This window comes from Mesorhizobium sp. CNPSo 4670 (genome assembly GCF_057784235.1).
This window is the reverse complement of record NZ_JBWJFQ010000004.1, coordinates 76,686-99,486: the sequence shown is the minus strand read 5'-3', so window position 1 is coordinate 99,486 and position 22,801 is coordinate 76,686. Positions and strand designations below refer to the sequence as shown.

General features: G+C 63.5%; 17 protein-coding genes. 10 read left to right on the top strand and 7 right to left on the bottom strand.

Annotation, left to right across the window (positions count from 1 at the left end; translation table 11 throughout):
* Positions 1 to 26 precede the first annotated feature (26 nt).
* The 10 genes from pbpC (at position 27) to AC0ZT5_RS09135 (ending at position 14,678) form a co-directional block, all read left to right on the top strand.
* Positions 27 to 2,117, top strand: coding sequence for a penicillin-binding protein 1C (gene pbpC / locus AC0ZT5_RS09180; RefSeq protein WP_488496189.1), 2,091 nt, complete (start codon positions 27 to 29; stop codon positions 2,115 to 2,117).
* A gap of 57 nt (positions 2,118 to 2,174) precedes the next feature.
* Positions 2,175 to 2,858, top strand: coding sequence for a M15 family metallopeptidase (locus AC0ZT5_RS09175; RefSeq protein ID WP_488496188.1), 684 nt, complete (start codon positions 2,175 to 2,177; stop codon positions 2,856 to 2,858).
* Positions 2,859 to 3,025: 167 nt separating this feature from the next.
* Positions 3,026 to 7,315 carry a beta strand repeat-containing protein gene (locus AC0ZT5_RS09170; RefSeq protein WP_488496187.1) on the top strand — a complete coding sequence of 1,430 codons (4,290 nt, stop codon included), beginning with the start codon at positions 3,026 to 3,028 and terminating at the stop codon, positions 7,313 to 7,315.
* 182 nt (positions 7,316 to 7,497) lie between these two features.
* Positions 7,498 to 8,601 (top strand): TIGR03032 family protein, encoded by a 1,104-nt coding sequence (locus tag AC0ZT5_RS09165; RefSeq protein ID WP_488496186.1) that lies wholly within the window; start codon positions 7,498 to 7,500, stop codon positions 8,599 to 8,601.
* 223 nt (positions 8,602 to 8,824) lie between these two features.
* A complete protein-coding gene (locus AC0ZT5_RS09160; protein ID WP_488496185.1) occupies positions 8,825 to 9,853 on the top strand; it encodes a sulfate ABC transporter substrate-binding protein in 1,029 nt (342 codons plus the stop codon).
* Between the two features lie 22 nt (positions 9,854 to 9,875).
* The gene (gene cysT / locus AC0ZT5_RS09155) at positions 9,876 to 10,727 is read left to right on the top strand and encodes a sulfate ABC transporter permease subunit CysT (protein ID WP_184875007.1); all 852 of its coding nucleotides are present in this window, start codon (positions 9,876 to 9,878) and stop codon (positions 10,725 to 10,727) included.
* On the top strand, positions 10,720 to 11,604 hold the full coding sequence (gene cysW, locus AC0ZT5_RS09150; RefSeq protein ID WP_488496184.1) for a sulfate ABC transporter permease subunit CysW: 885 nt from the start codon (positions 10,720 to 10,722) through the stop codon (positions 11,602 to 11,604). Before cysT ends, cysW begins: the two co-directional genes overlap by 8 nt.
* 13 nt (positions 11,605 to 11,617) lie before the next feature.
* Positions 11,618 to 12,658 (top strand): sulfate/molybdate ABC transporter ATP-binding protein, encoded by a 1,041-nt coding sequence (locus AC0ZT5_RS09145; RefSeq protein WP_488496183.1) that lies wholly within the window; start codon positions 11,618 to 11,620, stop codon positions 12,656 to 12,658.
* 230 nt (positions 12,659 to 12,888) lie between these two features.
* Positions 12,889 to 13,875: a sulfate ABC transporter substrate-binding protein gene (locus tag AC0ZT5_RS09140; RefSeq protein WP_488496182.1), complete on the top strand. Its 987-nt coding sequence runs from the start codon at positions 12,889 to 12,891 to the stop codon at positions 13,873 to 13,875.
* A gap of 353 nt (positions 13,876 to 14,228) precedes the next feature.
* On the top strand, positions 14,229 to 14,678 hold the full coding sequence (locus AC0ZT5_RS09135) for an RrF2 family transcriptional regulator (RefSeq protein WP_013530871.1): 450 nt from the start codon (positions 14,229 to 14,231) through the stop codon (positions 14,676 to 14,678).
* On the opposite strand, the gene AC0ZT5_RS09130 is transcribed toward AC0ZT5_RS09135, so the two are convergent.
* The 7 genes from AC0ZT5_RS09130 to AC0ZT5_RS09100 form a co-directional block, all read right to left on the bottom strand.
* Positions 14,675 to 15,214: a gluconokinase gene (locus tag AC0ZT5_RS09130; protein ID WP_488496181.1), complete on the bottom strand. Its 540-nt coding sequence runs from the start codon at positions 15,212 to 15,214 to the stop codon at positions 14,675 to 14,677. The genes AC0ZT5_RS09135 and AC0ZT5_RS09130 overlap by 4 nt on opposite strands.
* A gap of 2 nt (positions 15,215 to 15,216) precedes the next feature.
* Positions 15,217 to 16,203, bottom strand: a complete 987-nt coding sequence (locus AC0ZT5_RS09125) for an ABC transporter permease (RefSeq protein ID WP_477286711.1) — start codon at positions 16,201 to 16,203, stop codon at positions 15,217 to 15,219.
* On the bottom strand, positions 16,200 to 17,180 hold the full coding sequence (locus AC0ZT5_RS09120; protein ID WP_488496180.1) for an ABC transporter permease: 981 nt from the start codon (positions 17,178 to 17,180) through the stop codon (positions 16,200 to 16,202). Before AC0ZT5_RS09120 ends, AC0ZT5_RS09125 begins: the two co-directional genes overlap by 4 nt.
* Positions 17,177 to 18,724, bottom strand: a complete 1,548-nt coding sequence (locus AC0ZT5_RS09115) for a sugar ABC transporter ATP-binding protein (RefSeq protein ID WP_488496179.1) — start codon at positions 18,722 to 18,724, stop codon at positions 17,177 to 17,179. The genes AC0ZT5_RS09120 and AC0ZT5_RS09115 overlap by 4 nt, the downstream gene beginning before the upstream one ends.
* Positions 18,725 to 18,803: 79 nt before the next feature.
* Positions 18,804 to 19,931: a sugar ABC transporter substrate-binding protein gene (locus AC0ZT5_RS09110; protein ID WP_488496178.1), complete on the bottom strand. Its 1,128-nt coding sequence runs from the start codon at positions 19,929 to 19,931 to the stop codon at positions 18,804 to 18,806.
* A gap of 304 nt (positions 19,932 to 20,235) precedes the next feature.
* Entirely contained in the window at positions 20,236 to 21,264 is a 1,029-nt protein-coding gene (gntR, locus tag AC0ZT5_RS09105) for an HTH-type transcriptional regulator GntR (protein WP_477286705.1), read from the bottom strand.
* 156 nt (positions 21,265 to 21,420) lie between these two features.
* The gene (locus AC0ZT5_RS09100) at positions 21,421 to 22,650 is read right to left on the bottom strand and encodes an MFS transporter (protein WP_488496177.1); all 1,230 of its coding nucleotides are present in this window, start codon (positions 22,648 to 22,650) and stop codon (positions 21,421 to 21,423) included.
* Positions 22,651 to 22,801: the final 151 nt, after the last annotated feature.

Here is a 22,801-nt window from a genome sequence, read left to right as displayed (position 1 = left end):
CCCGCAGGCGGATGAGGGGCAGCGGCATGCTCTCAAAAAAAATCCTGCGCCGCGCAGCCATTACCGCAGCTTCCTGCACCGGCATCCTTGCCCTTTCCGTCGCCTCCCTCTGGGAACTCGACCGCGCCTTTCCGCCGCCGCTCCCGGCCGAGCTCACGGTTTCGACGGAAGTCCAGGACCGCGACGGCCAGCTGTTGCGCGCCTTCGCCACGCCGGACGGTTATTGGCGGCTCGAAACCAGGCTCGACCAGGTCGACAAGCAGTTCGTCGACATGCTGGTCACCTATGAGGACAAGCGCTTCTGGGACCATGAGGGCGTCGACGTTCTGGCGCTGACCCGAGCCGCCGGCCAGTTCGCCACAACCGGCCATATCGTCTCCGGCGGCTCGACCCTGTCGATGCAGCTCGCCCGGCTGATCGAGCCGCGCGAAAGCCGCAGCCTCGGCTCCAAGATCAAGCAGATGCTGCGCGCCATCCAGATCGAGCGCAGGCTGTCCAAGCGCGAAATCCTCGAACGCTATCTGACCCTGGCACCCTATGGCGGCAATCTGGAAGGCGTGCGCGCCGCCTCGCTGGCCTATTTCGGCAAGGAGCCGAAGCGGCTCACCGTTTCGGAAGCCGCCCTGCTGGTTGCCTTGCCGCAGCTGCCGGAAAAGCGCCGGCCCGACCGCAACCTGCAGATCGCCCACGCCGCGCGCGACCGGGTGCTGACCCGCATGGTGTCAGCCGGCCTGCTCGGCGAGCGCGAGGCCGCGCGCGCGGCTCTCGACGATGTGTCGGGCCTGCGCCGCACCTTGCCGGCGCTTGCCCCGCACGCCGCCTATGCGATGCTGCCCAAGGCCGTCCCCGGCCAACCCTTGCGGCTGACGATCCGCAAGAGAGTCCAGGAAGGGCTGGAGCAGGTCGCCAGGGACGCCGCCACCAAGCTTGGGCCTCGCCTCTCCGTTGCCATGGTGCTGGCCGACGCCCGCACTGGCGATATTCTCGGTGAGGTCGGCTCGGCCAATTTCTTCGACGCCAGCCGCTCCGGCTGGATAGACATGACCAAGATCGTCCGCTCGCCTGGCTCGACGCTGAAGCCGTTCATCTATGGGCTCGCCTTCGAACAGGGGCTGGTGGCGCAGGAAACGCTGATCGACGACAGCCCGGTCGATTTCTCCGGCTACCGGCCGAAGAATTTCGACATGGGCTACCAGGGCGACGTCAGCATCCGCCAGGCTCTGCAGCTGTCGCTCAACGTGCCGGCGATCCGCGTGCTCGACGCGGTCGGGCCAACGCGGCTGATGGCGCGCTTCCGCCAGGCTGGGGTGAGCCCCACGCTGCCAGTCAACGAGGCGCCGGGCCTGGCCATCGGCCTCGGCGGCGTCGGTGTGTCGCTGCGCGATCTCGTCCAGCTCTACACAGGCCTCGCCAATGGCGGCAAGACGCACACGCTGCATGACGGCACCGAGCCGGCCAATGCCGAGCGCACCACCGCCACCATCCTCGACGGTCAGGCCAACTGGCAGATCATCGACATCCTGTCTGGCGTCAAGCCGCCCGAGGGCGCCTCGCAGCGCGGCATCGCCTACAAGACCGGCACCTCCTATGGCTACCGCGACGCCTGGTCGGTTGGCTTCGACGGACGCTACGTGCTGGGCGTCTGGGTCGGCCGCCCCGACGCCGGCGCGGTTCCGGGCCTCTCCGGCTACGTCTCGGCCGCCCCCATCCTGTTCGAGGGCTTTGTTCGTTCGGGTCTGGTCACCGTGCCGTTGCCGGGCAAGCCGCCCGGCGTCTTCAGCCCCAAACGTGAGGACCTGCCGACGACGCTCGCCCGCTTCGGCACCGGTTCGGACGGGCTCGTGCAGGCAACACCGACCGAACCCGCGCCGACCATCATCTTTCCGCCGGACGGCGCTCGCGTCGACCTCGGCACCAACTCAGCCGATGCCTCGCCGCTGGTGCTGAAGCTGCAGGGCGGCCGCGCGCCGTTCCGCTGGCTGGCCAACGGCAAGCCGCTGACCGGCATCGACCGCCGCCGCACCGCAACCTGGCAGCCGGATGGCGCCGGCTACTCGACACTGACTGTGATCGATGCAGCTGGACGCGCAGCCAGCGTGAAAGTGTTCGTCGAGTGAAAGCGTTCCTTGAATAGAATGCGCCAGGCGACTCAGTGCATTGGCTTTTGCGCACTGATGGTCGCGGCTTTCGCTCTGCCGGCACATGCCGATATCCTGCCCGCCGGCTTTGTTCGCCTCGCCGATATCGACCCTTCGATCCGCCAGGATATCCGTTACGCCGGATCGGGCAATTTCCTGCACCGCAAGGTGAACGGCTATGAGGCACCGGCCTGCATACTCACCGAGCAGGCGGCCAAGGCGCTTTCCGGCGTCCAGAAGGCAATTGCCGCCAAGGGCCTGACGCTGGTCGTGTTCGATTGCTACCGCCCTGCGCGCGCCGTCGCCGCAATGGGGCAATGGACACGAGAGGGCGGGCCGCCCGATCCGCAGTGGTATCCGCGAGTCAAGCGCGGCGACCTCATCGCCGAGGGCTATGTCGGAGAACTGTCCAGCCATTCTCGCGGCTCGACGGTCGATCTCGCCATCGCGCGAGCCGACAGAAGATCCGCGCCGAAACCGGCCTGCGGCGCCGTCGATGCCGACACGCTCGATTTCGGCAGCGGCTTCGACTGCTTTGACCCGATGAGCGAAACTGCCCACCGCGGCCTCGCAGGCGAAGCCGCGCTAAACCGCAAGATGCTTCTCGATGTCATGCGCACCGGCGGCTTCAAAAACTATGCCCGCGAGTGGTGGCATTTCACGCTGGCAAATGAACCGTTCGCCAAGCAGCGATTCGACTTTCCCGTGACCGCCAGGTGAGACAGCCACCAAATCGGTGGAGCTGCTGTTCAGCGAACTGATACTTCAACAAGTTGTTGTATAAATACAACTTAAGTTGCCCGTCACTAATAATTGCCCTGAAATCGCGCAGACTCGAATTGCAATTCCCTTCCGCAAGGATACGCATGGCCGCTGGAGGGCTTCCAATGGGTTTTACGTCGGGTTTTGACGTCGTGTTCGTGCGCGACGTCGTTCAACTATGTCCAAAGCGTCGCCGCTCGCTGCTTTTGGGCACGGCGCTTGGCTCGACGCTGGCAGCGCTCTCCGCCTCCCCGTCCTTCGCGGCAAACTGCATGCAGCCGGCCTCACCCTCGCCGATCACCGTCAACGCTGCTGCAACGCCGATTTCGTGCACCAACACCGTCGCACGCGCCGCAAGCGTGGCTGGCGACAACGCCATCGGCATTGTGACCGCCGGCAATGGCAACATCGTCGACATCACCAACAGCGGGCTGCTGACCACGACGTCGACTTCACTCATTCCGGGGCCGACTTTCTCGCAGTCTACCGGCGCGCGCGGTATCTATGCCGGCACCAACGGCATTGGAGCTGACATCACTATCAACAACACCGGCACCATCAACTCGTACAGCGACAGCATCAAGGCGACCGACGCCGCCACGAGCGGCACCGTTTTCAGCAGCGACACCCACATCACCATCACCAATTCAGGCAACTTGACCGCTGGCCCCAACGCCGAGGGCATCTATGCCAACGCCAGCTACGGTTCCAACAACGTCGTGACCATTGACAACAGCGGCGCCATCCAGACCGGCGCCAGTGCCTCCCAGAGCGGCACATCGTCCGGCATCTTCGCCACCGTCGACGGCGACAACAGCCAGATCAACATCACCAACAGTGGCGCCATCAACACGATCGGCGACACCGCTTCGGGTATCTCGGCGATCGCCAATCATTACTATGGCGACAACGGCAGCATCGTCATCGTCAACAAGGCTGCCATCACCACGACGGGCGCCGGCGCCAACGGCATCCTCGCCCAGGCCGGCAATCCGGACAATGGCGGCACGGTCAAGATCACCAATGCAGCCACCGTCAGTGCCGGCAATATCGGCATCGCCAGTTTCACCAATGGCGCAGGCGGCAACATCACCATCGACAATAAGGGCACCATCACGGCCGGCACCAGCGGCGCCAATGTCTCCGACGGCATCATGGCTGTCGCCTACGGCAGTGACGCGACCATCACCATCACCAACAGTGGTGCCATCGACACGACCGCCGGCGGTCACCGGTCTGTCGGCATCGAGGCCACGGCTGGCTACTACGACTCCAGCAATGCGCACATTTCAGTAACCAACACTGCCAGCATCACCACCGGCGCCTATTCCGAGGGCATCCTCGCCCGCTCCTATGGCACCGGCGCCACGGTCACCATCGACAACAGCGGCGCCATCAATGCCGGCTCGCTCGGTATCGTCGCCAACGTCTACGGCGACAGCAGCCAGATCAGCGTCACCAACAGCGGGGCGATCACAACCACGGACCCGAACGCGAATGGCATTACGGCGGTCGCCATTTCCTATGGCAGCAGCGGCGACAGCATCGTCATCGACAACAAGGCCGGCGGCACCATCGACACCAGCACCGGTACGTTCGGCATCTTCGCGCTGGCAGGTAGCAACGGCAATACCGACCCCGACAATGGCGGCACCATCACTATTACAAACGCCGCCACGATAAATTCCGGCCACACGGGCATCGCCGCCATCACCTATGGCAATGGCGGCGCCATAACGGTTTCGAACTCGGCCGCGATCACAGCCGGAAAACTGGGCGGGAACGGTTCCTACGGCATCCTGGCTGTTGCCATTGGCAGCGACATCGCCATCGACATCACCAACAGCGGCGCCATCGACACGACTGCCGGCGGTCCTAACGCGACGGGCATCCAGGCCACGGGCACCTATTCCTCGGCCAGCAACGTGCACATTTCGGTCACCAACAGCGCCAGCATCACCACCGCCGCCAATTCCGAAGGCATCTTCGCCCAGTCCTACGGTGACGGCGGCATGGTTGCTGTCGACAACAGCGGCGCCATCAGGACCGGCGACAGCACCTCGACGAACGGTCGTTCGTCCGGCATCGCCGCCAATGTCAATGGCGACAACAGCCAGATCAGCGTCACCAACAGTGGCGCGATCACAACCATCGGCGTTGGTGCGAACGGCATCACCGCGATCGCCAACCTGTATGGCACCTGCAGCTGCCAAGGGCCCCTTTTCCCGGCCACCAGCAACGGCAGCATCGTCATCAGCAACAAGGCTGGCGGCACGATAACCACGACAGGCAGCGATGCGTCGGGCATCTTTGCACAGGCCGGCAACAAGGATCCGTCCGACCCGGGCAATTCCAATCCCGACGATGGCGGCAAGATCAGCCTTGCCAATGCCGCCGTCATCAAATCGGGGGGCAAGGGTATTGCCGCCGGCACTTACGGAGCCGGAGGCACCATCAGCGTCACCAACAGTGGCGACATCGTCTCGACGGCCGGCGAAGGCCTCTATGCCAAGTCCAGTGGCGACAACAGCAGCGTTACCGTCGCCAATACGGCATTCGTCAATGCCAAGGGCGGCGTTGCCGGGCTGGCTGCCTACACGAGCGGCAGCGGTAGCAACATCGTCATCAACAACAGCGGACACAATGCGGAATTGTTCAGCAGCGTGGGTTTCGGCGCAATCGCCGGCGCAACCGGCGCGTCGAGCACAGTGCTCGTCACCAACGATGGCAAGATTCACGGCCAGCTTGGCGGCCTGCAGGTCAGTTCGAGCGGCGGCTCCACGGTCACCATCGGCACGTCCGGCTTTGTCGGCGCCAACAACAACCTGGCCATCAAGTCGACCGCTGGAACAACCAGGATCGACGATGCCGGCGTGATTGCCGGCCGGGTCGAATTGAGCGACGCCGGAAATGTCATGAGCGTCAATGACGCCGGCATCTTCAGGGCATTCACCGACAGCAAGTTCGGCGCCGGAGCCGATGCGCTCAACAATCTTGGCACCCTCTACGCATCAGGCAGCTTCTTTGGGTCTTCACCAGGCACTGTCAGCTTCATCGGCCTCGAAAACTTCGTCAACGGCAGCCTGGGCTCCGGAGCCGGCCTGACAACGATGATCGATGGCGTGGCCGGCGACAGACTAACCACGAGCGGCAACTTTACCGGCCAAGGCAATTCCAAGCTCGGCGTCGACGCCAACTTTACCAACGGCGTCGCCGATACTCTGACGATCGGCGGCAATTCGTCCGGTCATACCGATTTGGTCGTGAATGTTGTCGGCGCCGGCGCGCCGGCGGTCTTCATCCCCGTGGTCACGGTGACCGGAACAACCGCCGACAGCGATTTCGATCTGGCTGGTCCCGTCAATGCCGGCTTCTTCACCTACGGCCTGTTCCTGCAGGGCAACACACACGGCCTGCGTTCCATCGGCCTTGACAATGCCGGTTTCGAACTGCCTGCCGGCGTGACCGGGGCACAGGATGTGTGGCTGGACACGACCGGCTTTTGGCAGGACCGCATGGCGGATCTGCGCACACAGGAAAGCGGTGTCCACAACGCGGATATGCCGGAGGACAATCTCGCGGCACGCATGGGCGGCCTCTGGGCGCGGGCGTCCGGCGATTGGTCAAATCGCGACAGCAGCGTAAACTTCACCGATCCGGTCTCGCTGCAGAGCGAGACCCTCAACCTCGATCGCAAGCAGCGCACCGGTGCCTTCCTCGGCGGCATCGACATGGGGCTCGAAGGTATCGCCGGCGGCGATATGCTGTTCGGCGTCATGGGCGGCTACGTCACCTCCAGGCTCGACTTCAAGGCGACGGACGACAGCTGGGACTACAAGGGCGGCACGGTCGGCGCCTATGCCACCTACCTGAATGGCGGCTTCTACCTCGACGGCCTCGTCAAGGCCGACTTCCTCGATGTCGACATCAACGACGTCGGCGGCAAGGCGAGCACCAACGCCACCAATATCGGCGCGCGCCTCGACGCCGGCTACCGCGTCGCCATGGGCTGGGGCTTCATCGAGCCGCAAGCCAGCCTGGAATGGGTCCGCACCAATATGGATTCGGTATCGCTGTTTGGCGGCGACATCGACTTCCAGAACGGCAGCAGCGGCCGCGCCAGGATCGGCGTGCGCATCGGCACCGATATGCAGATGAACGACATGACCGTCAGTCCGGATCTGACGCTGAGTGTCTGGAACCATTTCGGCGACAGCAACGCCGTCGACATCAACTTCCCCGGCAGCGCCTTCTCGGCCACCGACAGCGCCGGCAACGGCACATTCGGCGAGGTCGGCGTCGGCGTGAACGTGGCCAGCGCCAGCAACTGGTCCGGCGTGGTCCGCGGCAGCGTCCGCTTCGGCGCCAATTACAGCGCCGGCTCTGTTGGCGCGGCACTCCGTTACGGCTGGTAGTCCAGCGGATTGCATCTGAACTTCTTGCGCCGGCCCTCGCGGCCGGCGTAGTCATGACTGGAGCAATTCCAGGAAAAGTGTGAAACGGTTTTCCGTCCGGAATTGCGTCAAAACAGAGAGATAGAACGGTTCTGCGGTTCCGTGAAACGATGAACCGCTCTAGGTCCACCTATGGAGCAAGCGTGAGCACATCCAAGGCCACTGACGAGGCCCCGGCGAAACCGCCCGAAGCCGCGTCTCCCAGTGCGGCCGAACAGCAGACCAACATCTCGCTGTCGCGCGGCTTCATCAACTGGATGGAGACGGCGCAGTGCTCGTTGGCCTTCACCTCCTACCAGACCGGACAGCTGTTCCTGGTCGGCCTCACCGGCGACAGGAAGGCCTCGATCCACCAGACCAGTTTCGTAAGGGCCATGGGCGTGACCGTTACCGGGCAGCGCATCATCCTGGCCTCCGACACGGCGGTGTGGCGACTGGAAAACATCCTCGGGCCCGACCAGGTCGCCAATGCCATCTACGACCGCATGTACATGCCGCGCGCTGCTTCATACACGGGCGACCTCGACATCCATGAGCTGGCCGTCCGCGAAGATGGCCAGATCGTCTTCATCAACACCAAGTTCTCTTGCCTGGCGACGCTGAGCCCGACGCATTCCTTCCGGCCGTTGTGGAAGCCCTCCTTCATCAGCAAGCTGGTGCCTGAGGACCGCTGTCATCTTAATGGTCTCGCCATGCAGAACGGGCGCGCCCGCTATGTCAGCGCGATCAGCCGGTCGGACTCGGTCGGCGGCTGGCGCGACCGCCGCTGGGAAGGCGGCATGATCATCGACATCACCGAGGACAGGGTGGTGGTCGACGATCTGTCGATGCCGCATTCGCCGCGCGTCCATGACGGCGCGCTTTGGGTGCTCGATTCCGGCCGCGGCTTCCTGGTCCGCATCGATCCTGCAACCGGACAGCGGCAGAACATCGCCTTCTGCCCCGGCTTCCTGCGCGGCCTGAGCTTTCATGGCCGCTTTGCCATCGTCACCACCTCGCTGCCGCGCGACGGCCTGTTCAAGGACCTGCCGCTGCAGGACAATCTGCAGACGCGCGACGCCGAGCCGCGCTGCGCGCTCTACATCATCGACCTGCATACCGGCGGCATAGCCGAGTGGATCGAGTTGAAGGGACACATTACCGAGTTGTTCGACGTCGCCGTCATTGCCGGCTGTCGCTGTCCCTCGTCGGTGCCGCTCAACAGCCCGAACTTGGCTTCGCTGATCACCATCGACAGGGAAGGTTGAGCGAATCGGGCTCGGCCTGCGAAGTCCTTGTCCCGGCCGGTCCAAAGCCTAGATCAATCATCAGGCAGGCTCAGAGTTCGCTCAGCGCAGCCATGAGGAAGAAATTTCTCCACACACCGAGATATCGTCGAACATTTTCTTCAGGAGGGCAAAAAAGGCAACATTGAATGCATCTAATTGCTATCAATTCGGTAGATTTGGCGCCGGTTCAACGGAGGCAGAAATGACCAAACCTCATTTCAGGAAACTGCTCGGCGCACTGGTCGCCACATCTGTCCAGTTCGGCACGCTCGGTTTCGCGTTTGCCGACACCACCATCCTCAACGTGTCCTACGATCCGACACGCGAGCTCTACAAGGCCTATGACGAAGCCTTCGCGGCGCATTGGAAGGCCGAGACCGGCGAGACGGTCACCATCCAGCAATCGCATGGCGGATCGGGCGCCCAGGCTCGCGCCGTGATCGACGGCCTCGACGCCGATGTGGTAACGCTGGCGCTCGAAGGCGACATCAACGCCATCGTCTCGAAATCGAAGAAGATCAATCCCGACTGGCGAAAAAAATTCGAAAACAATTCAGCGCCTTACACCTCGACCATCATCTTCCTTGTCCGCAAGGGAAATCCCAAGGGCATCCATGACTGGAACGACCTGGTCAAGGACGGCACCCAGGTGATCACGCCCAATCCCAAGACCTCCGGCGGCGCGCGCTGGAACTATCTCGCGGCCTGGGCCTACGCTAACGCCAACGACGGCGGCGACGAGGCCAAGACCAAGGAATTCGTCGGCAAGCTCTATGCCAATGCCCCGGTGCTCGACACCGGCGCCCGCGGTTCGACCGTGACCTTCGCGCAAAAGGGCATCGGCGACGTGCTGATTGGCTGGGAGAACGATGCCTATCTGGCGCTCGACGAATTCGGCGCTGACAACTTCGACATCGTCTATCCCCCGACATCGATCCTGGCCGAGCCACCAGTGGCGGTTGTCGACGCCAATGTCGACGCCAAGGGCACCCGCAAGGTCGCCGAAGCCTATCTGGGCTGGCTCTATTCCAAGGAAGGCCAGACAATCATCGCCAAGAACCACTATCGTCCGGCCAAGCCCGACCTTGTGGCTCCGGCTGATCTTCCCAAGACACCCGATATCAAGCTGATCTCCATCGACGATCCGCTTTTTGGCGGCTGGAAGAAAGCACAGCCTTATCATTTCGGCGACGGTGGTATATTCGACCAGATCTACAAGCCGGCCCAGTGAGCTAGATCTAGATCAGGACGATATGACCACAGCACCCGCGCAGGCGGGGTGGCGGTTCAGACAGCCGAGTGTCATTCCGGGTTTCGGACTGACGCTCGGCTTCTCGCTTGCCTACCTCACCCTCATCATCCTCATCCCGCTATCCGGGCTGCTCTGGCGCTCGGCCGCGCTTGGCTGGCCTGAATTCTGGGCCATCGCCACCGATCGCCGCACGATCAAGGCGCTGGAAATCAGCTTTGGCACCGCCTTCATCGCGGCTGCCGTCAATGTCGTCTTTGGCACGCTGGTCGCCTGGGTGCTGGTGCGCTACCGCTTTCCCGGTCGCCGCATCGTCGATGCCATGGTCGACCTGCCGTTCGCGCTGCCGACGGCGGTGGCCGGCATCGCGCTGACCACGCTCTACGCGCCGAACGGCTGGATCGGCAAATTGCTGATGCCGCTCGGCATCAAGGTCGCCTATACGCCGCTCGGCATCGTCATCGCGCTGGTCTTCATCGGCCTGCCCTTCGTCGTGCGCACCGTGCAGCCGATCATGGAAGAGATCGACAAGGAGGTTGAGGAAGCCGCCGCCACGCTTGGCGCCAGCCGCTTCCAGATCATCACCCGCATCCTGTTTCCGGGGCTGGCACCGGCCATTGTCACCGGGTTTTCGCTGGCCTTCGCCCGCGGCGTCGGCGAATACGGCTCGGTCATCTTCATCGCCGGCAACCTGCCCTATAAATCCGAGATCGCGCCGCTGCTGATCGTCATCCGGCTGGAGGAATACAATTATCCGGCGGCGACCGCGATCGCGGCGATCATGCTCGCTCTGTCGTTCGTCATGCTGCTGGTCGTCAATCTCGTGCAGGCATGGAGCCGCAAGCGCTATGGCTGATCCCGAGATCAAATCCTATGAGCCGCATCACGAGAGCCAGTCGGCGGCGGTCACGGAGAGCCGCCCGGCGCGCCTGGCGCTGATGGCCTTTGCCTTCGCCTTCCTCGGCATCTTCCTGCTGTTGCCGCTGATCATCGTCTTCCACGAGGCGCTGGCGAAAGGCGTCGGCGCCTATACCCAATCGCTGAGCGATCCCGACGCGCGCTCGGCGATCCGGCTTACGCTGCTTGTCGCCGCGATCTCGGTGCCGCTCAACATCGTCTTCGGCATCTCCGCCGCCTGGGCGATCGCCAAGTTCGAGTTCAAGGGCAAGGCCTTCCTGACCACGCTGATCGACCTGCCTTTCTCGGTCTCGCCGGTCATTTCTGGCCTTGTCTATGTGCTTTTGTTCGGCGCCCAGGGGCTGCTCGGCGGCTGGCTGAAGGCGCATGGCATCGTCATCCTGTTTGCCGTGCCGGGCATCGTGCTGGCCACCGTCTTCGTCACCTTTCCCTTCGTCGCCCGCGAACTGATCCCGCTGATGCAGGAACAGGGCAATGGCGACGAGGAGGCAGCCCTGTCGCTCGGCGCCAATGGCTGGCAGACCTTCTGGTACGTGACCTTGCCCAACGTCAAATGGGGGCTGCTCTATGGCGTGCTTCTGTGCAATGCACGTGCCATGGGCGAGTTCGGCGCGGTGTCGGTGGTGTCGGGCCACATACGCGGCCTGACCAACACCATGCCGCTGCATGTCGAAATCCTCTATAACGAGTACAACGCCGTCGGCGCCTTTGCCGTCGCTTCATTGCTTGCGGGCCTGGCGCTCGTCACGCTGGTCTTGAAAACACTTCTCGAGATGCGCTACGGCGCCGAGATCGCCGCGACGCGCGGACACTGATAGAGGGATTTGCATGGAAGTTCGCGTTGCCAACGTGCGCAAGGAGTTTGACCGGTTTCCGGCGCTTCACGACGTGTCGCTCGACATCAAGTCGGGCGAGCTGATCGCGCTTCTGGGGCCGTCCGGTTCCGGCAAGACGACGCTGCTCAGGCTGATTGCCGGGCTGGAGCGGCCGACGCGGGGGAAAATCTTCTTCGGTGACGAGGACGCCTCGCAAAGGTCCATCCAAGAGCGCAATGTCGGCTTCGTCTTCCAGCATTATGCGCTGTTCCGGCACATGACGGTGGCCGACAACATCGGCTTCGGCCTCAAGGTCCGGCATGGGCTGTCGCGCCCGCCGGCGCAGGAGATCCGCCGCCGGGCTTCGGAACTGCTCGACCTCGTCCAGCTTTCGGGGCTGGAAAAGCGCTATCCGGCACAGCTCTCCGGTGGTCAGCGCCAGCGCGTGGCGCTGGCGCGCGCCATGGCGATCGAGCCCAAGGTGCTGCTGCTCGATGAGCCGTTCGGTGCGCTCGACGCACAGGTGCGCCGGGAATTGCGCCGCTGGCTGCGCGAAATCCATGACGCCACCGGCCACACCACTGTCTTCGTCACCCATGACCAGGAAGAGGCGCTGGAGCTTGCCGACCGCGTCGTGGTGATGAGCCAGGGCCGCATCGAGCAGGTCGGCACCGCCGACGACATCTACGACACGCCGAACTCGCCCTTCGTCTATGGCTTTATCGGTGAATCGAGCTCGCTTCCCGTCAAGGTCGAGAATGGCGAGATCTGGCTTGCCGACCGCCCTATCGGACTTGCCGCGCCTCACGAGCCCTCGGGCGATGCGACGCTGTTCTTCCGCCCGCACGATGTCGAATTGCTAGACGGCTGCAGCGGCTGCATCGCCGGCACGGTCGCCGCCAGCCGCCGCGTCGCCGGTACGCGGCGGGTGGAGCTTGAGATCGGCGGCGAGCGCCAGAGGGTCGAAATCGAATTGCCGGTCGATCACCCCGCGGCGCAGAAAAGCCGGGTGGCCTTCCGCCCCGGCCGGTGGAAGCTCTTCCCGGCCGGTTGATAGAATCCGCCTGCCCATCGGTTCTGGAAGGATTGTGCGCGCACGCAGCGCCATTGTGCCGGCCGGGACATCGAAAAGACGCATGCCTGGAAGGAGATCCTAACATCCGGCCGTTTTGGCGATATCTTTTCTCGCGGCACGAGCATGGAGCCGCTGCGCGTGCCTCGTCGCGCATCATGCCCCACGGCTATGGTCCGACCATAAACGCATTGCATCGGAGGTCTGTTTTCATGAAGCGATTTTTCCTTGGCGCCGCCGCCGTCGCCGGCCTGTTCCTCGCATCCTCCCAAGCCTGGTCGGCCGACAAACTGCTCAACGCATCCTATGATGTCGGCCGTGAACTGTTCGTCCAGGTCAACAAGGCCTTCATCGCCGGGCATCCCGGCGTCACCGTCGACCAGTCGCATGCCGGCACCTCGGCGCAGGCGCGCGCCATCGCCGAAGGGCTCGGCGCCGATGTCGTCACCTTCAACCAGGTCACCGACATCGATTTCCTGGTCAAGAAGGGCCTCGTTTCGGCCGACTGGCAGAAGGATTTTCCCGACAACGCCTCGCCCTTCTATTCGCTGCCGTCCTTCCTCGTGCGCGCCGGCAACCCCAAGCACATCAAGGACTGGAACGATCTCGTGCGCGACGACGTCCAGGTGATCTTCCCCAACCCGAAAACCTCGGGCAATGCGCGCTACACCTATCTGGCGGCCACCGCCTACGCCAAGGAAGCCTTCAAGGGCGACGACGCCAAGGTGAAGGAATTCATCACCAAGCTGTTCAACAACGTGCCGATCTTCGACACCGGCGGGCGCGCCGCGACCACCACCTTTGTGCAACGCGAGATCGGCGACGTGCTGATCACCTTCGAGTCCGAGACCCGCGGCATCCGCAAGGAATATGGCGACGACAAGTTCGAGCAGGTCACGCCCTCGGTCAGCCTGCTCGCCGAATTCCCGGTAGCGATCGTCGACAAGGTGGCAGACGAGCATGGCACGCGCGATCTGGCCAAGACCTACCTCGACTTCCTCTACACGCCGGAAGGCCAGGACATCCTCGCGCAGAACGGCAACCGAGTCCGCGATGCAGCCGTCGCCGCCAAATACAAGGCCGACTTCCCCGATGTCCGCCTGCTGACCGTGGACGACGTCTTCGGCGGCTGGGATAAGGTCCAGAAGGAGCATTTCGCCGCCGGCGGCCTGCTCGACCAGACCTACGGCAGCCGCTGACGGGGCAGCATCCGAGGTGAACGCGAAAGCCGGCGCTGTGCCGGCTTTTTTCGTTTCGTGCGCCGGCAATCCGGTATTCAGCGGACCAAAGCATGATCCCGAACAGCGGAATCCGGTTTTCACCAGAATCATGTTCAAGCCGAGAAGCAGAGTTCCATCCCGATTCTATCGGGTGGAACAGGCTCTATCGGCTTCATGATGCAAAACGTTACAAAGAATCAACGCGTTTGTGCCTAACGTGCCATCTGGCGGCTTGTTTTCGCGAAACGTCATCGCGCGGCGAAAACGTCATTATTTGCACACAAACAGTCGCCAGATGCGGGTGGTTGGGGCTTCAATGGGTTGATCTGGGTATGCTGACTAAAAAAGGCAAATACGGCCTCAAGGCCCTTGTGCATCTGTCCGGCCTGCCGGCTGGCCAACTGGCCTTTGTCAACGACATCGCGGTCGCCAACAACATCCCGAAGAAGTTCCTCGATGCCATCCTGGGCGAGTTGCGCAACGCCGGCTTCGTCCAGAGCCGCAAGGGCAAGGAAGGCGGCTATCGCCTTGCCCGGCCGGCCTCCGAAATCAAGATCGGCCATGTCGTGCGCGTGCTTGACGGACCGCTGGCGCCGATCCCCTGCGCCAGCCGCACACAGTATCAGCGCTGCGAGGACTGCGACGAGGCGACCTGCCAGGTCCGGCACATGATGTTGGAAGTACGCCAGGCGATTGCCGAAGTGCTGGACAATCGCAGCCTCGCCGCCATGCGCGACGCCGACAATGATGATTTTCCGGTCGAACTGACGTCGCAGATTTAGCGCATCTGACGAACCGCGGCGGCGACAAGTTCGCCGACCGGGCGCGTCGCGTCGAGCGTCAATGCCCGCTCATCCGCCGCCGGTGGCTCGAGGATGGCGAACTGGCTGTCGACCAGGCTCGCCGGCATGAAATGACCCTTGCGGCTGGCGACGCGTCGCCTCGCCGTGGCAGCGTCGATCTCCAGATAAAGGAAGACGATCTCCGGGCAGAAGCCGCTCAGCCGCTCGCGATAGCTGCGCTTCAGCGCCGAGCAGGCGGCAACCACGCCTTCGCACTGCCCTACCGACATCACGATGCGCTCGCCAATCGCGTCGAGCCAGCCTTCACGGAGTTGATCGGTGAGCGGCTCGCCTCTTGCCATGCGCGCGACGTTTTCGGGCGGATGCAATCTGTCGCCCTCGATGAAGATGGCGCCCAGCGTGGCGGCCAGCGCCGTGCCGACGGCCGACTTGCCGCAGCCGGCGACGCCCATCACCACAATGGCCGGCACCGAACCGGGAGCGCCCGTTGGCGCCTGTTCCGTCTTTTCGTCCACTGTCAGCGGCTTGCCGGCGCGCGGCCGTAGAGCAACAGCATGGCAACGATGACGATGCCATAGATGATCTGCCGCCCCGCCTCCGGCATCTGCATGACGGAAAGGATGGATTGCAGCAGCGTGATCAGGATGACGCCGGCGACGGTGCCGAGATAGGAACCGCGTCCGCCCAGGATCGACGTGCCGCCAAGCACCACCGCGGCGATCGACGGGAGCAAATAAGCGTCGCCCATCGACTGCGCCGCCTTGGAAGCATAGCCGGCCAGGAGCACGCCCCCGAAGGCCGAAAGCCCGCCCGAGACGGCGAAGGCAATCATCACCACGCGCCGTGTGTCAATGCCCGAGAGATAGGCGGCGCGCTCGCGATTGCCGATACCGTAGACGGCGCGGCCAAAGCTGGTGCGGGTCAATGCGAACACCATCGCCGCACCGATCAGCGCCCAGATGATGACCGCGTTGGGGACGCCCGGAACGGCAAAACCGGTCGCCAGGTAACGCATCGCGCCCGTTGCCGAATCCTGTGGCGAGAAGCCGCCGGTGTAGACCACCATCAGCCCTTGCGCGACGGCGTTGGTGGCCAGCGTGATGATCATCGAGGGGATGCGCAGATAAGCGACGCCGATGCCGTTGACGACGCCGATCAGCATGCCGCAGACGATGCCGAACGGAATAGCCAGCGCCACGCCGACGGGACCATAGGCGGCCGCCGCACTGGCCATCATGGCGCCCATTGCGACCGACCACGGCACCGACAGGTCGATCTGACCAAGCAGGATGACCAGCATCATGCCGGTCGCGATGACGCCGAGGAACGACGCCACCTTGAGCTGCTGCAGAAGGTATTCAGGAGACAGGAAGCTTCTGGAATAGAGGCTGCCTAGGAACAGCAGCAGCACGATGCAGGCAAAGGCCGTCAGCACAGCCGGATCGGCGTGCCGGATGAATCTGGGCATGCGGCCGGCAATGCCGCCAAGCGTCGTTTCGCTCACAGGAACCACTCCAGCCGGTTGCGGACCCGAAACAGGGCGAAGGCGCCGAGGCTGACCGCGATCAGCAGGATAACGCCCTGGAACAGCGGTTGCCAGAGCGGATCGAAATCGAAGACGAAGAGCAGGTCACCGATGGTGCGGAACGCCAGCGCGCCGAAGATCGCGCCGATGGCGCTGCCCTTGCCGCCGAACAGCGAAACACCGCCAAGCACGACGGCGGCGATCGAGAACAGCGTGTAGGCGTTGCCGCTGGCATAGGCTGCGTCGCCGGTATAGGTGAAGAAGGTCAGGAACAGCCCGCCGACTGCGGCAAGCAGCCCGGCTAGTGCGTAGGCGGCGAATTTTCCACGGCGGATCGGCACGCCGGACATGTAGGCCGCCGTCTCCGACGAGCCGGCTGCGTAAGCCGCACGACCGAGCACCGAGCGGCTGAACGGCACCCAGACAAACAACACCACGGCCAGCAGCACGACCAAGCTTGCCGGCACCACGCCGAACAGTCGTCCGGTCAAAGCGTCAGCGAGGTCCTCGTTGACCGAGCCGCCGGGAAAAGGCCGCAGCAGCAGGGCAATGCCGAAGTAGACGGCGCCGGTGGCGATGGTGGCGACAATCGGCTGCAGCCTTCCATAGATGACGATGGCGCCGTTGATCGCCCCGCACAGCAGCCCGGTGCCGAGCACCGCGAGGACGCCGAAGGCGGTTTCGATGCCAGTGCCGATGACCAGCCAGGACGCCAGGCAATTGGTCAGGGTGAAGATCATGCCTACGGACAGGTCGATGCCGGCGGTGATCACCACCAGCGTCTGGGCCATTGCGACGAAGGCGAGCAGCACGCCCTTGTTCGCTGCCGTCTGCACGACATTGGCGGTGAAGCCGGCCGGGTGGTTCGAGGTGTAGATGACGAACATGACGATGAAGATGCTGAGCGCCAGCAGCGTCCCGCGCTGCTCGGCCAGCCAGTAGCGCCAATCCTTCACGCGTTTGCTCCCAGGCTCACAGGGCTCTCCTCGCCATGGATGTTGAGCGCGCTGGCGATCAGCGCCCGCTCGGTGATCTCCGCGCCGATCAACTCGCGCTTGACCGCCCCATCATAGAGCACCAACACGCGGTCACAGCAGCCAATCAGCTCGTCATAGTCGGTCGAATAGAACAGGATCGCAGCACCGGCATCGGCGAGCTTGCGCATCAGCTGGTAAAGCTCCTGCTTGGTGCCAACATCGATGCCGCGCGTCGGATCGTTGAGCAGGATGATGCGCGGCTGGCGCATCAGCCATTTGGCGATGACCACTTTCTGCTGGTTGCCGCCCGACAGCGCGCCGACCGGAATGTCGAGCCCCGCGGTCTTGATCGCCAGCAGGCCGACCATGTCGTCGATCAGCCGCTGCTCGGCGGCACGGTCGATGATGCCGGCTTTGGACAGCCGGTCGAGCGCGGCGAAGGACAGGTTTTCGCGCACCGTCATCGGCAACATCAGCCCTTCGGTCTTGCGGTCTTCGGGAATGAGCGCCATGCCGATACCGTCTTCACGTGCGGCGGCGGGGCTGGCGATGGCAACGGGCTTGCCGTCGATGAAGATCTGGCCCGACAGGCCGCGCAACACCCCGAAGAAGGCAAGCAGCAGTTCGCGTTGGCCCTGACCGTCGAGGCCGCCAAGACCAACGACCTCACCTGCCCCAACGGTCAGCGAGACATTGTCCAACCGGTCGGTCCATGAAAGCTTGCGTGCCTCCAACACCGGAACGGCGGCAGCCGAAGCGCGTGGCGGCTTCGGCGGAAAGATGTGGCTGTATTCTCGCCCGATCATCAGTTCGACGACTTCATTGTCGCTCTTTGTGCCCGCCGCGTAACTGGCGACATTGCGACCGTTGCGAAACACCGTGCATTGGTCGGCCAGTTCGGCGATCTCGTTCATGCGGTGCGATATATAGAGCAGCGCCAGCCCTTCCGAGCGCAGTCGCTTCAGCACGCCGAAAATCTTGGCGACATCCGTCGCGGTCAGCGCCGAGGTCGCCTCGTCGAGGATCAGGATGCGCGGCTTGCGTGCCAGCGCCTTGGCAATCTCGACCATCTGGCGGCGCGACAGCGGCAGGTCCTTGACCAGCGCCAGCGGGTGGATGTCTGCGGCGCCCGCGCGCGCCAACGCTTCCTCCGCGATCCGGCGTTGTGCCTTGCGGTCGATCATGCCGAACCGCGTCGGCGGGTCTGAGATAACAATGTTGTCGGCAACGCTGAGTTCGGGAACCAGCGACAGTTCCTGGAAGATGCAGACGATGCCGGCCTGGTTGGCGGCAGCCGGCGAAGCGAACGTCACCTCGCGGCCATCTAGCGTCATGCGCCCTTCGTCGGGCGCAACGACACCGGCCATCACCTTGATCAGCGTCGATTTGCCGGCACCGTTTTCGCCGAGGATGCCGTGAATGCTACCGGATGAGACCGAAAGCTCGGCCTTTTCCAGCGCCCGCACACCACCATAGCGCTTGGATATGCCTTCCATTCGGAAAAGCGGAATCGCACCGTCCATCGGGCCTCCCGAGGCTCTTTGACGACTAGGGATATCGAGTGGTCGGCGCCGCGGAATATCCCGCGGCGCCTGGGTGCAGCTACTGGTCGGCCTTGGTCTGGCCCATGATTTCCTGCGCGGTGAAATTGATACCGCAGGTCGGGAAGGAATTGCCGACGAAGAAATTGTCGGACTGATCAGGGAAGAAATCCTGACCTGCCTTGAAGTTCGGATCCTCGACGATCGCAAGCGGCAGCTTGACCGACTGCGGGACGACGTTGCCTTCAAGGGCTGCTATCGCCGTCTTGATGGCAACCGCCACCTGGGCGGGGCCGGTACCGGCTGACGAGCATTTCAATCCGTCCGCCGCATGGGCCGCGCAGAATTTGCGGAAGCCGTTCTCTGTTTCGCCGCCGAACGGCACGAACGGATGCTTGGCGTCGATCATCGCCTGCACGATGCCGGTATCGCCACCCTGGCCGGTGATGCCGACGAACGGACCATTGGTGGCGATCGCGTCAGCCGTGACTTTCTGCGCTGTCGGATCGTCCCACTTGCCGGCGACTTCGGTGACGTCCCATTTCTTGCCCGAAGCGTCGAGAACCTCATGGATGCCATTGTGGCGATCGGTGTCGACCGACGTACCGGCAACGCCACGGACTTCAAGAATCTTGCCGCCTTCGGGTATATGGCCGGTCAGCCATTTGCCCCAAAGTTCGCCAAGGCCCTTCTGATCGACATTGACGTTGATGGCATCCTTGGTATCGAGAATGTTGTCGAAGGCGACCAGCACTACGCCGGCTTCCTTGGCGCGCTTGATGACCGGCGCGAAAGCGGTCGGGTTCTGCGCGTTGACAACAATGGCGTCATAGCCGGAATCGATGAAGTTGTTGATCGCCGAGATCTGCGCCGGCACATCCTCGCCGGTCGACACCACCTTGAATTCCTTCAGCTTGGAGGCGACGTCCTTCTGCGCTGCGTAAGCCTTGGCCGTCTGGATCATCTGGATGCGCCACGTGTTGGCGATATAGCCATTGGCGAGCGCGATCCGGTACGGGCCATCTTTCTTGGGAAACTTGAAGAACTGCGTATCTGCGGCCCAGGGCGCGAAGCAGTCCGGTTCGGCGGCTGGTCCCTTCACGACTTCGGGGCCGGCGGCCATTGCGGCCGAGTTGAGCATGACAAATGCAGTGGCGGCAACGATGCCACCCACGAGTGACTTGATCATCGATATTCCTCCCAGTTGCAGTTTTGATTGTTGTTGGCTGCCATGCACTTCACGCGTCCGGCCAGACACCTCCTGTCTTGCCTGTCGCGCTTTCCTAAGTCGCCAATGTCGACCCGGCTCCCTCCCTTGCCACCTCTAAATGGGAAATAAAAACTATCATATTATACATAATAAACAAGCATCAGCTGTCGCTTATATATAATAAACAGGCCTTGGCTTTTGTCGTAAGTTTCCACTCTAGGCAACTGGTAGCGCTACCATGACGTTGTGTAAACCGGCATTCACACAGTCGCTCCTGTGTGTTTCAACGGGCAGTGCTCTCGCGGCGCTTGAGTTCGAAGCCGAGATCGACGATCCGTTGTTCCGGCCTGTTGCCGGCGATCGCCGCCAGCGCCATGGCGACCGCGCGTCGGCCGATCTCATACCGGTGGGTGCGGATGCTGGTGATCGAAGGAAACGCCACCTGCATCATGTCGAGGTCGTTGAAGCCGACGATGCCTATCGTCTTCGGCACCGCGATCGAGGCGCGATGGCACTCGAACAACACGCCGAGCGCGATGTCGTCATTGTTGCAGAACACACCGTCGAGCGTCGGTACCTTTGCTAGCGCGTCGCGGAGCATTTCGCGCCCGAGCGGCACGCTCGACAGCACTGGCGTGGTGGTGACGAGGCGTGGGTCGAACAGCCCGGCGGCCTCCATCGCCGCGCGATAGCCGGCCAGGCGCCGCTGCGAACGCGGGTCCATGCGCGCGCCGATGAAGCCGATGCGGCGGTAGCCTGTCTCGATCAGATGCTCGGTCGCCGCCCTGCCGCCGTCGAAATGCGAGAAGCCGACCATCATGTCGACAGGATCGGGCCCGGTTTCCATGACCTGCACCACCGGGCAGCCGGCGCTCTCCAGCAGTTTTCGCGAGGTCGGTGTCTGGTCGATGCCGGCGACGATCAGCGCTGCCGGCCGCTGCGAACCGAAGACCTGCAGCAGCCGCTCTTCCTCGAGGCCGGAATAATGGGTGTTGCCGAGTTGGATGCGGAACGGGCTGGCCGACAGGCTGTCATAGATGCCGCGCACCACCTCGGCAAAGACGTTGTTGGTGAGCGACGGCACCAGCACGCCGAACACCTCGGCGCGCGCCGAAGCCAGTGCCCGCGCATTCGGGTCCGGCACATAACCAAGTTCGTCGACCGCGGCCTGGATCTGGCGGCGCAATTCCTCCGAGACGCGCCCCGGCTCGCGCAGGGCGCGCGACACGGTGATGGCGCCGACACCGGCCTTGCGCGCGACATCGGCAATGGTCGGGCGGCCGCCGCCCCGGCGCGAGCGCGGCTTGATCAAGGACCCGCTCCCTCGGAAGAGCACCCACCAAAGCGCGGGGATACGATCGTCCTTGCTGTCGTCATCTCACCCGGCTTGCCTTGCCGCACCCACTCATGCTCTGGCGTCGCGCAGCCTTTCGCCCTTGTCAAGCAACGCGAAGTAGCTCAGCCCATTTCAAGCCATCGCCACGGCACGTTGCCTTGCCTTCCAAAACAACAGACCGATCGCCAGTATGTTCAGCAGATTCCAGGCGATACCGTTGAGGAATGCCGCGGCGTAGGAGCCGGTCAGATCGTAGATCCAGCCCGACATCCAGCCGCCGATCGCCATGCCGAAGATCGTCGCCATCATGACGATGCCGATACGCTGGCCGGCCTCTTTGGCCGGCATGTATTCGCGCACGATGATCGCGTAGCAGGGCACGATGCCGCCTTGCGACAGGCCGAACACCAGCGACACGACGTACAGCGAGGCAAGCCCGTCGAAGGGAATGTAGAACAGCAGCGACAGGCATTGCAGCACCGAGCCGATGAGCAGCGTCTTCACGCCGCCGATGCGGTCGGCGAGAAAACCGGAGGCTAGCCGGCTGGCGACGCCCGCCGCCATCATGATCGACAGCATGTCGGCGCCGTGCGCCATGCCATAGCCGAGATCCATGCAATAGGCGACGATATGCACCTGCGGCATCGACATCGCCACGCAGCAGCCGAGACCAGCGACGACCAGAAGCACCTGCAAGGCCGCCGGCGACAGCGAGATCGGCTGCACCGGCCGGCTTCCCGGCGAACCAGCTGCGGCAGTCTCCGGAGCACCGCGCCGCAGCAACAGCACCAGCGGCACCATGGTCACCAGGCAGAAGACGCCGATCGAGGCATAGGTGAAGCGCCAGCCTTCAGACTTCATCAGCGTCGGCATGATGGTTGGCCAGATCGCTCCGGCAAGGTAGTTGCCGGCGGCCGCCGCGGTCACCGCGACACCGCGCCGGCGGTTGAACCAGTGCGAGATATCGGCGATCAGCGGCCCGAAGATCACCGACGTGCCGACACCGATCAATAGCCCTTGAGCAAGGGTGAATTGCATGATCGAGGTCGACAGCGCCGCGAGCAGGAGGCCGGCGGCGAGCGCAATCGAGGAAAGCAGCGCCGGGATCCAGTAGCCCATGCGGTCGATGGCGCGGCCGACCAGCACGTTGCCGGCGGCGAAACCGACCATGGTCGCGGTGTAAGGCATGGACGCCGCGGCGCGATCAACGCCGAACTCTGCCTGCACAGCGGGCAGCACGACGACGACGGCCCACATGCCGACGCCGCCGATCGTGGCAAGCAGCATCGAAATGGCGAGCCGCATCCAGGAATAGCTGCTGTCGATACCGGGGCTCGGCCGGCTCAAGTCGGTTCGGGTCAAGGCGTTTTCCTGTCAGCGGCCTCGAAAATCGGCTGCCGTTGCGCCACTATCGGCACATTCGCAACGCGCAGCAGCGCCACGGCGGGCAAATCCGTCGCACCAGACCCAAGACCAATGGGGAACCGATGCCAAGGTGTGGAGTTTCCCGGCA